General features: G+C 63.2%; 13 protein-coding genes. 7 read left to right on the plus strand and 6 right to left on the minus strand.

Annotated elements, in window-relative coordinates; genetic code table 11:
- Positions 1 to 50 precede the first annotated feature (50 nt).
- From IEV82_RS01375 to IEV82_RS01400, 6 genes are all read left to right on the plus strand, one after another.
- Entirely contained in the window at positions 51 to 998 is a 948-nt protein-coding gene (locus tag IEV82_RS01375) for an ABC transporter permease (protein WP_188480154.1), read from the plus strand.
- Positions 995 to 1,810 (plus strand): ABC transporter permease, encoded by an 816-nt coding sequence (locus IEV82_RS01380; protein ID WP_188480155.1) that lies wholly within the window; start codon positions 995 to 997, stop codon positions 1,808 to 1,810. The genes IEV82_RS01375 and IEV82_RS01380 overlap by 4 nt, the downstream gene beginning before the upstream one ends.
- Positions 1,807 to 3,423 carry an ABC transporter ATP-binding protein gene (locus tag IEV82_RS01385; RefSeq protein WP_188480156.1) on the plus strand — a complete coding sequence of 539 codons (1,617 nt, stop codon included), beginning with the start codon at positions 1,807 to 1,809 and terminating at the stop codon, positions 3,421 to 3,423. The genes IEV82_RS01380 and IEV82_RS01385 overlap by 4 nt, the downstream gene beginning before the upstream one ends.
- Positions 3,401 to 4,846 (plus strand): aldehyde dehydrogenase family protein, encoded by a 1,446-nt coding sequence (locus IEV82_RS01390; protein WP_188480157.1) that lies wholly within the window; start codon positions 3,401 to 3,403, stop codon positions 4,844 to 4,846. Before IEV82_RS01385 ends, IEV82_RS01390 begins: the two co-directional genes overlap by 23 nt.
- 15 nt (positions 4,847 to 4,861) lie before the next feature.
- On the plus strand, positions 4,862 to 5,602 hold the full coding sequence (locus IEV82_RS01395; protein ID WP_188480158.1) for an SDR family oxidoreductase: 741 nt from the start codon (positions 4,862 to 4,864) through the stop codon (positions 5,600 to 5,602).
- Between the two features lie 85 nt (positions 5,603 to 5,687).
- Positions 5,688 to 6,695, plus strand: a complete 1,008-nt coding sequence (locus IEV82_RS01400) for a P1 family peptidase (RefSeq protein ID WP_188480159.1) — start codon at positions 5,688 to 5,690, stop codon at positions 6,693 to 6,695.
- Between the two features lie 35 nt (positions 6,696 to 6,730).
- Here the strand turns inward: IEV82_RS01400 and IEV82_RS01405 are convergent, their stop codons facing one another.
- Genes IEV82_RS01405 through ribA form a run of 4 tightly spaced genes read right to left on the minus strand, consistent with a single transcriptional unit; the run spans position 6,731 to position 9,717 of the window.
- Positions 6,731 to 7,522 carry an SseB family protein gene (locus IEV82_RS01405; RefSeq protein WP_188480160.1) on the minus strand — a complete coding sequence of 264 codons (792 nt, stop codon included), beginning with the start codon at positions 7,520 to 7,522 and terminating at the stop codon, positions 6,731 to 6,733.
- Positions 7,519 to 8,100, minus strand: a complete 582-nt coding sequence (locus IEV82_RS01410; protein ID WP_188480161.1) for a uracil-DNA glycosylase family protein — start codon at positions 8,098 to 8,100, stop codon at positions 7,519 to 7,521. Before IEV82_RS01410 ends, IEV82_RS01405 begins: the two co-directional genes overlap by 4 nt.
- A gap of 25 nt (positions 8,101 to 8,125) precedes the next feature.
- Positions 8,126 to 8,632, minus strand: a complete 507-nt coding sequence (locus tag IEV82_RS01415) for a L,D-transpeptidase family protein (RefSeq protein WP_188480162.1) — start codon at positions 8,630 to 8,632, stop codon at positions 8,126 to 8,128.
- Positions 8,629 to 9,717 carry a GTP cyclohydrolase II gene (gene ribA, locus IEV82_RS01420; RefSeq protein ID WP_188480163.1) on the minus strand — a complete coding sequence of 363 codons (1,089 nt, stop codon included), beginning with the start codon at positions 9,715 to 9,717 and terminating at the stop codon, positions 8,629 to 8,631. Before ribA ends, IEV82_RS01415 begins: the two co-directional genes overlap by 4 nt.
- A 159-nt stretch (positions 9,718 to 9,876) precedes the next feature.
- Between ribA and IEV82_RS01425 the strand changes: the two genes are divergently transcribed.
- On the plus strand, positions 9,877 to 10,563 hold the full coding sequence (locus tag IEV82_RS01425) for a response regulator transcription factor (protein WP_188480164.1): 687 nt from the start codon (positions 9,877 to 9,879) through the stop codon (positions 10,561 to 10,563).
- 172 nt (positions 10,564 to 10,735) lie between these two features.
- On the opposite strand, the gene IEV82_RS01430 is transcribed toward IEV82_RS01425, so the two are convergent.
- On the minus strand, positions 10,736 to 11,275 hold the full coding sequence (locus tag IEV82_RS01430) for a CIA30 family protein (protein ID WP_188480165.1): 540 nt from the start codon (positions 11,273 to 11,275) through the stop codon (positions 10,736 to 10,738).
- A 79-nt stretch (positions 11,276 to 11,354) separates the two neighbouring features.
- Positions 11,355 to 13,496, minus strand: coding sequence for a polyribonucleotide nucleotidyltransferase (pnp, locus tag IEV82_RS01435; RefSeq protein WP_188480166.1), 2,142 nt, complete (start codon positions 13,494 to 13,496; stop codon positions 11,355 to 11,357).
- Positions 13,497 to 13,677: the final 181 nt, after the last annotated feature.

The following is a 13,677-nucleotide window of genomic DNA, read 5'->3' on the forward strand; positions in this document are numbered from 1 at the left end:
CCATTTCTTTGCCGTTCCCATCGGACCTCGCTTGGCCTAACCTGCGCGCAATGCTGGGCTACATCGTCAAACGACTGGTCTCACTTGCCATCAGCCTGATCGTGGCCTCGGTGGTCATCTTTGTCGTTGTCGAAGTGGCCCCCGGCGATCCGGCAAGCTTCATGCTGGGCCTCAACGCACAGCCCGACACGGTTGCGGCGCTGCGTGCTGAACTGGGGCTCGATCAGTCGAAAGTCGAACGCTACCTCAGCTGGGTCGGTGGAATGCTGACCGGCGATTTCGGCACGTCGTACACATACCGCACGCCCGTCGCCCAGATGATCGCGGACCGGATGTGGGTGTCGCTGCCGCTGGCGCTCTTCGCGCTGACGCTGTCGACGCTCATCGCCTTCCCGGCAGGCATCTTCGCAGCCGCGCGTCGGGGCGCTCCGAGCGATCTGGCGGTCACGGGGGCGACACAGCTTGGCGTCGCGATCCCGAATTTCTGGTTCGCCATGATGCTGGTCCTGATCTTTGCCATCAATCTGCGCTGGTTCAACGCCGGAGGCTTTCCCGGCTGGGAGGCGGGGTTCTGGGCCGGGATGAAAGCGCTGACCCTGCCCGCCATCGCGCTGGCGCTGCCGCAAGCCGCGATCCTGACGCGGGTGATGCGGTCCTCCTTGCTCGACATTCTGGGCGAGGATTTCATGCGCACCGCCCGCGCCAAGGGGCTTACGGCGCGGCAGGCGCTTTGGCGGCACGGGCTGCGCAATGCGCTGATCCCGGTGCTGACCATCATCGGGCTGCAATTCGCCTTCCTGATGGCCGGGGCCATCATCATCGAACAGGTGTTCTTTCTGCCCGGCCTCGGGCGGTTGATCTTTCAGGCCATCACCCAGCGCGACCTGATCGTGGTGGAATCCGTTGTGATGCTGCTCGTCTTTGCCGTCATCATGGTGAATTTCCTTGTCGATCTGGCCTATGCCGCCGTTGATCCCCGGCTGAGAACCCGCACATGAGCCGCAATCTTGTCCTTGGCGGACTGCTCACCAGCGTCTTTGTCATTGCGGCGCTTCTGTCCTTCGTCTGGACGCCCGACAGCGTCGAGGCGATGAACATCGCGGGCCGCCTGAAACCGCCCAGCGCCGACAACCTGTTGGGCACTGACCATTTCGGACGCGACATCCTGTCGATGCTGATGGTCGGCGCGCGCACATCGATTGCCGTGGCACTGGTGGCGGTGGGCATCGGCATGGGCCTCGGCGTGCCTGTGGGACTTGCCGCCGCCGCGCGGCGCGGAGGGATGCTGGACGAGGTGATCATGCGCCTGAACGACCTGATCTTCGCCTTTCCGTCGCTGGTCATCGCGATCCTGATCACCGCCGTGTTCGGTCCCTCGGCCACCAACGCGATCATCGCCATCGGCATCTTCAACATTCCCGTCTTCGCCCGCATCACGCGCGGTGCAGCGCTCAGCCTTTGGAAACGCGAATTCATCATGGCAGCACGGGTGGCAGGCAAGACCCGCACCCGCATCAGCGTCGAACACATTCTGCCCAACGTGGCCAACCTGCTGATCGTGCAGGGCACCATCCAGTTCAGCCTTGGCATCCTCGCCGAAGCGGGGCTGAGCTATGTGGGCCTTGGCGCACAGCCCCCGACCCCAAGCTGGGGGCGCATGCTGGCCGATGCGCAGACCATGGCGTCGCTCGCCCCGCATGTGGCGCTGATCCCCGGCCTGACCATCGTGGCGATGGTGCTGGGGCTCAACCTTTTGGGCGACGGGCTGCGCGACGCGCTTGATCCCCGCCTCAAGGTGGTGCGCGCATGAGCCTCCTGAGCATTGAGGATCTGTCCCTTGCGATAAACGGCACGCCGATCCTGCATGGTATATCGCTGAAGATCGGTGAAGGCGAAATCTCCGCGCTGACCGGCGAAAGCGGGTCGGGCAAATCCATGACCGCGTTTGCCACGATGGGCCTGTTGCCCAAGGGCGCGACGACCAGTGGCGCCATTCGTTTCGACGGCACCAACCTGCTCACCCTGCCCGAACCAAAGATGTGCGACCTGCGCGGTCGCGAGATCGGCATGGTCTTTCAGGAACCGATGACCGCGCTCAACCCGGTCCAGACCATCGGTGCGCAGGTGATGGAGACGATCCTCGTGCATAAAGCGATGACGCCCGAAAGGGCGGAAGAGCGCGCCCGCGAGGTCTTGGACCGTGTCGGTCTGCCGCCTGATCGGTTTCCCCTGTCACGCTACCCGCACGAACTCAGCGGCGGTCAGCGTCAGCGCGTGGTCATCGCAATGGCCATCGCCTTGCGCCCCCGCCTGCTGATCGCGGATGAGCCGACAACCGCCCTCGATGTCACGACACAGGCGCAGATCCTCGACCTGCTCAAGCGGCTGGTCAAGGAAGACGGCATGGCCCTGATGATGATCACCCATGATCTGGCCGTGGTCAGCGACATGGCCGACAGGCTCAACGTCATGCGCCACGGAGAGATTGTCGAAAGCGGCCCGACCTCAGACGTGCTGCGCGAGATGCGCCACCCCTATACCCGGCAACTCTTCGAAGCATCGCGCCATCAGGCCGATCTGGGCGACGCCAAAGCCGATGCCCCTATGCTTTCCGTTCAGAACGTCAGCCGTGATTATCCCCTGCCCCGCAAATCCCCCTTCGGCCCCCGCCCGATCTTCCGCGCGGTCAAGACTGTCAGCTTCGAGATCCGTCGCGGCGAACGTGTTGGCCTCGTGGGCGAATCCGGCTGTGGCAAATCCACCCTCACCCGCGCCATCCTTGGGTTGGAGCCGGTGCAGGAGGGACAGATCACGCTCGACGGCGACCCGGTCTGGCAGGACGGCCACCCCAACCTCACTGTACGCCGCAAGATGCAGGTTGTGTTCCAGGACCCCTATGGCAGCTTCAACCCCCGCCACCGGGTGGCACGCCTGATCACCGAACCTTTCCACCTGCTGCCCGATCCACCCCAAGGGGCCGCACGGGATGCCGCGATTGCCGAGGCCCTTACCGCCGTTGGCCTGAAACCCGAGGATGCCGACCGCCACATCCACGCTTTCTCGGGTGGTCAGCGTCAACGCATCGCCATCGCCCGCGCGCTCATCATCAAGCCTGACCTGATCGTTTTCGACGAAGCCGTGTCGGCCCTCGACGTGCGCGTGCGGGCACAGATCCTAGACCTGATGGCAGAGCTCAGCCGCGCCTATGGCCTCACCTATCTCTTCATCAGCCACGACCTGAGCGTCGTGCGTTCGATCACCGACCGCGTCATGGTGATGCGCGCGGGAGAGATCGTAGAGGACCGGCCCACAAAGGCCATCTTCGACGCGCCCCAGCACCCGTACACCCGGACCCTGATGGAGGCCGCCCCCCGCTTGCCCGAATTCCCGGAGGCCCAAGATGCTCCCCAGCCTGCCCTTTGACCCCAGTCACGTCCTGATCGGTGGCGCATGGCGCGCCACGCCCGACACGCTGCCGCTCGTCAACCCCTCCGATGGCAGCACGCTGTGCCGGATCGCCCGCAGCACTGATGCGGATGTGGACACTGCTGTCAGCGCCGCCCAGACCGCTTTGGACGGCCCTTGGGGCAAGATGAGCGCGCTGGAGCGAGGCCGTTGCCTCACCCGCCTCGGCCAGCTTGTGCTGGACCACGCTGACCTGCTGACGACACTTGAAACCCTCGACGTCGGAAAACCCGTCACCCAAGCCCGCGCCGATGCAATCGCCCTTGCGCGCTACTGCGAATTCTACGGCGGCGCGGCGGATAAGGTACATGGCCAGACCATCCCTTATCTCGACGGCTACACCGTCTATACCCTGCGCGAACCGCATGGCGTGACGGGGCATATCGTGCCGTGGAATTATCCGATGCAGATCATCGGCCGATCGGTCGGCGCAGCCCTTGCCATGGGCAATGCCTGCGTTCTGAAACCCGCCGAGGATGCCTGCCTGACCGCGCTGATGTTCGCCTATCTGGCCAGGGAGGCTGGCTTTCCCAATGGCGCACTGAACGTGGTTCCAGGCCTCGGCATCGAAGCGGGTGCGGCATTGGCCCGCCATCCCGGCGTTCACCACCTGAGCTTTACCGGCTCGGTCGAGACCGGCAAGACGATCCAGGGGCTTGCCGCGCAAAACGTCGTGCCGGTCACGCTGGAGCTTGGCGGAAAATCCCCCCAGATCGTGTTCGACGATGCCGATCTGGACGACGCGCTGCCTTTCCTTGTCAATGCAGGCCTTCAGAATGCGGGTCAGACCTGTTCAGCCGCCTCGCGCATCCTGATCCAGCGAAGTGTTTACGAGACCGTCGCCCGCCGCATGGCCGACGCCTACCGCGGCAAGACCATGGGTCCGGCCAGCAGCGACCCCGATATCGGGCCCTTGATTTCAACCAAACAAAAGGCGCGGCTCGAAAGCCTGCTGCAAGCGGACCACGACCTGACCTGCCTTGCCGAAACACCCATGCCGGATGACCTGCCTCCAGATGGCGCCTATGTTCAACCGCGCCTCTACGGCCCTGTGCCGCCAGATCACCCGATGGCGCAGGACGAGCTTTTCGGCCCGGTGCAGGTGCTCATCCCCTTCGACACTGAAGACGAGGCGATCCGCATCGCCAACGGCACGATCTACGGCCTTGTCGCCGGGGTCTGGACCGCCAATGGCGCGCGGCAGATGCGGCTGGCCAAGGCTCTGAAAACCGGGCAGGTTTTCCTCAACAATTACGGCGCGGGCGGTGGGGTGGAACTGCCCTTCGGCGGTGTCGGCAAATCTGGCCATGGCCGCGAAAAGGGGTTCGAGGCGCTCTACGGCTTCTCGACCCTCAAAACCGTCGCCGCGAAACACGGATAGATCGGGAGGAAACACATGAGGCTCAACGGCAAAACCGCCATCGTCACCGGGGGCGCCTCCGGCTTTGGCGCAGGCATCGCGCGCAAATTCGCCGCCGAAGGCGCAACCGTCATGGTGGTCGATCTGAACACCGACGCGGCCACGGCCATCGCAGATGAAATCGGCGGCATCGCCCACAGGACGGATGTGTCCAATGGCGATCAGGTGGCCGACATGATCGAAACGGCGATCCGCCAGATGGGCCATGTCGACATCATGGTCAACAACGCCGGCATCACCCACCTGCCCGCACGGATGGAAGACATCACCGAAGAGGATTTCGACCGCGTCTTTGCGGTGAACTGCAAATCCGTCTATCTCAGCGCGCGCAGCCTTGTGCCGCATTTCAAGCACCGCGGATCAGGCAACATCCTCAACATCGCCTCCACCGCAGGTGTTTCGCCGCGGCCGCGCCTGAACTGGTACAACGCCTCCAAGGGGTGGATGATCACCGCGACGCGCACGATGGCGGTCGAACTCGCACCGGACGGCATCCGCGTGAACGCGCTCAACCCGGTGGCGGGCGAAACGCCGCTGCTCAAAAGCTTCATGGGTGAGGACACACCGGAAATCCGCGCCAAGTTCCTCTCCACAATCCCGCTGGGCCGCTTTTCCCAACCCGAGGACCTTGGCAATGCCGCTGCGTTTCTCTGCTCCGATGAGGCCAGCATGATCACCGGCGTCTGCATGGAAGTGGACGGGGGCCGCTGCATATGACCCCGGCTTCTCTGGTTCCCAAATACCGCGGGGAGTGTGAGGGGCTGGCCCCTCACTCCGACGCGACCAAAGGCGGCACGCTGGCATGATCCCCGGCGCCCGCAACCTGATCACCGATGTTCCGGGCCTCGCCGTTGGCAATGCACAGGACGACAGGCTCAAATCCGGCAGCACTGTCCTTTTGTCCGAAGACGGCCCCATGACCACCAGCTACGCCGTGATGGGCGGCGCGCCGGGCACGCGCGACACAGACCTGCTGGAGCCGGACAAGACGGTTCCCGGCATCGATGCCATCGTGCTCTCGGGTGGATCGGCCTTTGGTCTGGCCGCGGCACAGGGCGTGATGGATGCGCTGGCCGAACAGGGGCGCGGGTTTCAGATCCATTCCGCCCGCGTGCCCATCGTTCCTGCCGCGATCATCTTCGATCTGCTGAACAACGGCGAAAAGGGCTGGTCACAAAACCCCTATCCCGCGCTTGGCCGCAAGGCGCTGGCGCATGCCCGCCACGACTTCACCCTTGGCACCATCGGTGCGGGCACCGGCGCGACCGAGGCGCAATTCAAAGGCGGGCTTGGCTCTGCGTCCCTCGTGTTGCCCGGTGGCACCATAATCGGCGCACTGGTGGTGGTCAACGCGTTAGGAAGCGCGACAACACCATCCGGCACGCATTTCTGGGCCGCCCCTTTTGAAATCGGGGAGGAGTTCGGCGGGCTTGGCCCTGACACAGCAAAGGGCTTGCAACCGTTGCGCCCAAGTCGCAAAGCCGCCGCGATGGCGCAGCATGGCAACACGACCATCGGCATCGTTGCAACAGATGCCACACTCGACAAGGCAGGCTGCAAACGGCTCGCCACGGCCGCGCATGACGGGTTTGCCCGCGCGCTGGTGCCGTCGCACACGCCTTATGACGGCGATCTGATCTTTGCCTCAAGCACCGCGCGGCGCGGTCCGCCGTCAGTGGAGGTGATGCCGATGCTGGGCCACTACGCGGCGGTCTGCATGGCCCGTGCCATTGCGCGGGCTGTCTGGGAAGCCACGCCGAGCGACGGGGATGCCTTGCCGATCTTTCGGCAGCAGAGTTTGCAAACCTGACCCGCAAGTTTGCAAACTCTATCGCCTTGCCGCAGTCAGCGCAGGATCGGCGGTTTCGCCGGATCACCGCCCGGGGCCAACCGCTCCATCCGGACAGGTTGCTCGGGCTCTGGCAGGTCGAACCGCAATCCGACCCGCGCCAGCTGGGCCGTCACCGGGTCGCTGTCGCGCAGGAACACCACGTCGAGCGCGGCCGCCTCCAGCCCCGAGAACACCAGCGCCTCCTGAATGGCCCGCGCCAAGGCGCCTTCCGCACCGGGCACAGCGCCCGTGAACCCGATCAGGTGCCCGCGCACTCCGGTGTCGTACTTCACTTCGGCCAGATACCCGCGCCGGGCCAGACCGGTTGTTGTGCGCAGCTTGGCATCGATTGCCTCCAGCAACCCGTCGGGCAGGCCCCCGGGTGCACGAAACTCTTCCGGGCGCGCTTCGGCCTCTGATGGGCCTTGCGCGACGGTCTCCGCCAGCCAATCCACCGCCTCCGACGGCAACAGGATCGACGAGGGTGCCACCTCGGGGTTCAAGGCGATGCCGATGCCCTGCCCGGCCAGCATGCCGACAACGGACCGCCCGGACAGCGCTGCGTAGGGCACGGCGCGCCCGGCAAATCCGCTCAGCCGGTCCTCGGTATCAAAGACAAGCACGAAGCGGGCATCGCCCAGATCGAACAGCTCAGGCTCTGCCTGATCCCCCTCGGCCTCGCGCGCCAGCATCAGGAACAGTTCCGCCTCGGCCAGCCGGTCGTAGAACCGCAGACGCGGAGCATCGGCGTCGGGTGCCGCCTCCATTGCCGCATGGGCGTGATCCAGCGGGGTTTGCAACATCATCTCATCACCTCTTGTACCCGCGCGCGCAAGGCAGGCAGGACCTCGGCCTCGAACCACGGGTTTTTCTTCAGCCAAGCGGTATTGCGCCAGCTTGGATGCGGCAAGGGCAGAACGCCCGGCCAATGGTCGCGCCAGTTGCGCACAATCTCGGTCACACCCGCCTTGGTGCCAAGATGATACTTTTGCGCATAACCGCCAATCACGAGCTTCAGCGGGACATCGCCAACATGATCCAGCACTTCGGAATGCCAGGTCTGCCGGCAGATCGCGGGAGGTGGCAGGTCCGACCCAGCTGCGTCATAGCCGGGAAAGCAGAAGCCCATCGGCACGATCGCCACGCGATCCTGATCGTAGAACGCATCCCGGTCCAGCCCCAGCCAGTCGCGCAGGCGGTCCCCCGAGGGGTCATCGAACGGGATGCGGCTGGTATGGGCGCGCAGCCCCGGCGCCTGCGAACAGATCATGAGCCGCGCTCCGGGTCGGAACCAGACAACGGGTTTCGGCCTGTGACGGGTGGCGGTTGCGGCAAAGCGGTCTGCGCACAGCACGCAGTTGGTAAGTCGTTGCTGAACGGTCATGCGGTCAGATGTAATGTGCCGAGGCTCAGATCAAAGATGCGGGCACGATCAGACGTGTCTCGTAGCGGATCAATTGCGCGATCCGCAGCAGGTGATCGGGGCGAAACGCGACGCAGCCCTCAGTAGGATAGCCGGGCCTGCGCCAGCGGTGCAGAAAGATCGCCGATCCCCGGCCCTTTTCCGCGCGCGGCCAGTTCCAGTCGGTCAAGAGTACCAGATCATAAAGCCGATCCCCCCGGCGCAGAGCCTCAAAGCTGTGCGGATAAGGCGCGCGGACCATAAGGTTGTAATCCTCGTGGGTCGGATCGTCCGACCACAGGTCACCGGGCCGGATCGGCACCGCCCAATCGGTAGGCCGCGCCATGCGGTCGGGGCGGTAGAGCAGGCCGACGATCCGGTGCACGCCAACTGGCGTTGCGCCATCCCCCTCGCGCTTGTCAGCACGGATGCCCCCCTTGCCGATGCTACAGGGCCACATCCGCCCCATGAAGCGAAGACCCTGCCGCTTCAGGACCATGTCGGACCGCGTCACAGCAGATGCCCGGACTTGCGGGCCTTGGTGGCCAGATAGCCGCTGTTGTGCGGGTTCTCGCCAACCTTCAGGGGCACGCGTTCTGCAACGGTGATGCCGTGCTTTTCCATCATCGTGATCTTTGCAGGGTTGTTGGTCATCAGCCGCACCGCGCCAAAGCCAAGCTTGCGCAACAATTCGGCCCCGATGCGGAAATCGCGTTCGTCATCCTCGAACCCGAGGCGGTGATTGGCCTCAACCGTGTCAAAGCCCTGATCCTGCAACGCATAGGCGCGCATCTTGTTGGCCAGACCGATGCCGCGCCCTTCCTGGTTGAGATAGAGCAGAACGCCTTCGCCCGAAGCCCCCATCGCTGCCAAGGCACCGTTCAGTTGCGGCCCGCAATCGCATTTCAGGCTGCCCAGCAGGTCCCCGGTGAAACAGGCGGAATGCAGGCGCGCCAGCACTGGCTTGGCGCGATCCGGGCGTCCGATCTCGATGGCGTAATGCTCTTCCGATCCGTCTTCGGGGCGAAACACGTGCAACCGCGCGTTCTGCGCCGCACGCAGCGGCACCCGTGCCGACACGACGCTGTCAAAGACCACCGATGCCCCGAGCCTCGGCGCGGCAGCAACGGGATCGATCAGGGTCAGCGCATGGTCCGCCGCGAACGCCCTCACGTCGGTCAGAGGTGCCACGATCACCGCCGGCAACAAACGGGCCGATTTGGCAAGGGTGACCGCCAGACGGTGCAGCGTCGGATCGCCTTCGCGGCGCGTGACCAGCGGCCCCTTCATCGGATGCGACAGATCATCGGCGGGGTCCGCGACCGCCTGTACCCAGCGCAGCGTCGCATCCTTGGGCAGCGCCACCCGTGCGACGTCACCATCATAAGCCCGCGCCTTGAGCGTTGCCGCCCTGCGTCCGGTCAGCACCAGATCGGCCTCGGTGCCCAAAGCGATCACATCCGCCAGTCGTTCAGCACCAAGAGATTCGACAGCCAGCACCAGAAGACCGTGCACACCGCCCAGCACGATCGGCACGCCCATGCGCAGATCAGACCGCGCACGGGCCAGCAGATCGGTGATGTCAGGCGCAAGTGTCATGAAATCCAAGGCTTCCCAGAGGGGCCGTTTGCAACAAAAGACCCAGATTTATGTAACAATTGGCCCCTGCATACACGAGGCCGTGAAACACTTGCAGCAATTCTTGTCCACGTGCAACGTCTTGACCATCTGTCTTGAAACCGACGGAGAGACAACACGATGGCACAGCTCAAGAATATCCTTCTGGTCGACGACGACGACGATCTGCGCGAGGCGTTGGCCGAGCAGCTTGTGATGACCGAAGACTTCGAAGTGTTCGAAGCCGATTGCGGCACCGCCGCCATGGGCCGCATCAAGGAACAGCTTTACGACCTCGTCATCCTTGATGTCGGCCTTCCCGATACCGATGGCCGCGAGCTGTGCCGCCTGATGCGCAAGCAGGGTGTCAAGGCTCCGATCCTCATGCTGACCGGCCACGATTCGGACGCGGACACGATCCTGGGCCTGGATGCCGGGGCCAATGATTACGTGACCAAGCCCTTCAAGTTCCCGGTGTTGCTGGCCCGCATCCGCGCCCAGTTGCGCCAGCACGAGCAATCCGAAGACGCGGTGTTCACGCTTGGGCCGTACACGTTCAAGCCTTCGATGAAGCTGTTGATGACCGAAGACGACAAGAAAATCCGTCTGACCGAAAAAGAGACCAACATCCTCAAGTTCCTCTATCGCTCCACCGATGGTGTGGTGGCCCGCGACACGCTCCTGCACGAGGTCTGGGGTTACAATGCCGGTGTCACGACCCACACGCTGGAAACCCACATCTACCGCCTGAGACAGAAAATTGAACCAGATCCCTCCAACGCGCGTTTGCTGGTCACAGAGTCAGGTGGCTATCGCCTCGTGTCATGAGACCTTGGTCTATTTTGATCCAGATCAAAGAAGCATGGGATGCACATCTTTTATCTGGAGCCTGACAGTTCCCGTCGCATATGCGGGTTATCATATGCACCTCCCTGTTGGACCTGGCCCCGGATTTGATCCGGGGTCTTTTTTTTGCGGAGGCTCGGCGTCTGCCGTTGCCTCAATAGAGCGTGATCCGGCCCACCGTCACATCCGCCTCGTAATCCGCGCCATAGGCGACGATGGCAAGGCTGTTCACCTGTGACGGGTCGAAGGATTGCGGCATCCCGTCGTGGGACGCCATGAAGTCCCGGAACGGCAGCTTAACGGTCCGCCAGCCCTCGGCGGCAACGAAAGACGCCCGGTAGGAATACCAGACGCGTGACAGGTTGGGTGTCTTGAGAAAGACGAAATAGGTCTCTTCATTGCCGCGCACCTGCAATTCCAGCCCCTGTGCGGAACTTGGCCACGGATCGGAGAACCTGCGCCTGACCTGGATGAAGCCGCCATTGTTGTCGGTGCTCACGGTCCCCATCAGTCGGATTTGCGCATCGGCTCCGGCCCCGTTGATCTCGGCCCGGCCTGACGACACCCCGCCCATCACGCGGTCCGCGACATAATCCCATCGCGTCCCGGCATCACCGGAAAAGTCGTCAAAAATCACGTCCGCCATCGCATGCCCCGCCAGTGTTGTCGCAAAGATCAGTGTCATCATCCGCATGGCCGGAACCTAGCACAAAGCCGCAACGAAAAAAGGCGCCCCGGTCGGGACGCCTTTCAAACGTAACCTGATCAGCCGATCATTCGGCGTCTTCGGTCTTTTTTTCCTGCTCGACTTCTTCGCCGGTTTCCTGATCGACCATCTTCATCGCAAGGCGAACCTTGCCACGGTCGTCAAAGCCCAGAAGCTTCACATAGACTTCCTGACCTTCCTTGAGAACATCCGACGGATGGTTCAGGCGGCGGTTCTCGATCTGGGACACGTGCACCAGACCATCGCGCTTGCCGAAGAAGTTCACGAAGGCGCCGAAATCGACAATCTTCACGACCTTGCCCTTGTAGACATTGCCTTCCTCCGGCTCTGCCACGATCGAGTAGATCATGTCATAGGCCGTCTTGATGGCTTCGCCGTTCGGGGACGCGATCTTGATGATGCCGTCATCGTTGATGTCGACCTTGGCGCCGGAAACCTCGACGATCTCGCGGATGACCTTGCCGCCCGACCCGATCACTTCACGGATCTTGTCGGTCGGGATCTGCATGGTCTCGATGCGCGGCGCGTGAACGCTGAATTCCGCGGCACCCGTGAGGGCCTTGGACATTTCGCCGAGGATATGCAGACGGCCTTCCCTGGCTTGCGCAAGGGCCTTCTTCATGATCTCGGGCGTGATGCCCGCCACCTTGATGTCCATCTGGAGCGACGTGATACCGTTCTCGGTACCGGCCACCTTGAAGTCCATGTCGCCAAGGTGGTCTTCGTCACCCAGGATATCGGTCAGAACCGCATAGGATCCATCCTCTTCGAGGATGAGGCCCATTGCGACACCGGCCACCGCGGATTTGAGCGGAACGCCCGCATCCATCATCGACAGGGAGCCACCGCAGACCGACGCCATCGAGGACGAGCCGTTGGATTCCGTGATCTCGGACACCACACGCACGGTATACGGGAAATCCGTAGTCGCAGGCAGAACCGCCTGAAGCGCGCGCCATGCGAGTTTGCCGTGACCGATTTCGCGACGTCCCGGAGGGCCCACGCGACCGGCTTCACCAACCGAATAGGGCGGGAAGTTGTAATGCAGCAGGAAGTTCGACCGGTGATTGCCGTGCAGCGCGTCGATGATCTGCTCATCGTCGCCGGTGCCCAGCGTGGTCACCACGAGCCCTTGCGTTTCACCTCGGGTGAACAGGGCAGACCCGTGCGTCCTCGGCAGCAGGCCGGTTTCACACACGATGTCGCGCACTTTATCAAGTGCACGACCGTCGATCCGCTTGCCGGTTTTCACGACATCGCCGCGCAGCACGGAGGCTTCGAGCTTTTTCAACGCCGACCCGAGGTTCGCATCTTCGCGCTGCTCTTCGTTCAGCGCCTGGACGATCTCTTCCTTGGCCTTGGACACGGCGCTGGTGCGCTCCTGCTTGTCCGCGATTGCATAGGCGGCACGGATCTTGTCCTCGCCATGCTTTTTCACATCGGCATAGAGGATCGAATAATCCGGCGGCTGGAAATCGAACGGCTCTTTCGCGGCGTCTTCGGCCAGGTCGATGATCAGGTCGATCACCGGCTGGATCTGCTCGTGCGCAAAGGTTACGGCACCCAGCATCTCGTCCTCGGTCAGCTCGTAAGCTTCCGATTCCACCATCATCACGGCGTCCTTGGTGCCCGCGACAACCAGATCGAGCCGCTGCTCGGGGTTGTTGCGCAGCTGGTCCATATCCTCGACTTCGGGGTTGAGGATGTATTCGCCATCGACATAACCGACGCGGCAACCGGCAATCGGGCCCATGAACGGCGCGCCGGAAATGGTCAGCGCGGCGGAGGCGGCGATCATCGCCACGATATCCGGGTCATTGACCAGATCGTGGCTCAGCACGGTACACATGACCAGCACTTCGTTCTTGAAGCCCGGCACGAAAAGCGGACGGATCGGACGGTCGATCAGGCGCGCGGTCAGCGTTTCCTTTTCGGAAGGACGCGCCTCGCGCTTGAAGAAGCCACCCGGCACCTTGCCGGCAGCATAGTATTTTTCCTGGTAGTGGACGGTCAGCGGAAAGAAATCCTGACCGGGTTTCGGCTGCTTGGCGAACGTCACGTTGGCCATGACCGAGGTCTCACCGAGGGTGGCAATCACGCTGCCATCGGCCTGACGGGCAACCTTGCCCGTTTCCAGCGTGAGCGTTTCCTCGCCCCACTGCATTGTTTTCGTCGTAATGTTGAACATCATCGTTTCCTGTAAGGGAGCACTCCCGGCCCTCCGGGTCTCCCGTTTTCATGGCGGCCCCATTGCCGCCGACCCTTTCATCATGCCATGCGCCAAGGTCGAAGCGTCACGTCTCAGATAGGTGGGCCTTACAGGAAATCGGGATCAAAGAAAACACTTCCTTTTGTCGCTGCACTGAAGG

It is taken from the genome of Marivita lacus (assembly GCF_014637725.1).
GTDB lineage: Bacteria > Pseudomonadota > Alphaproteobacteria > Rhodobacterales > Rhodobacteraceae > Marivita > Marivita lacus.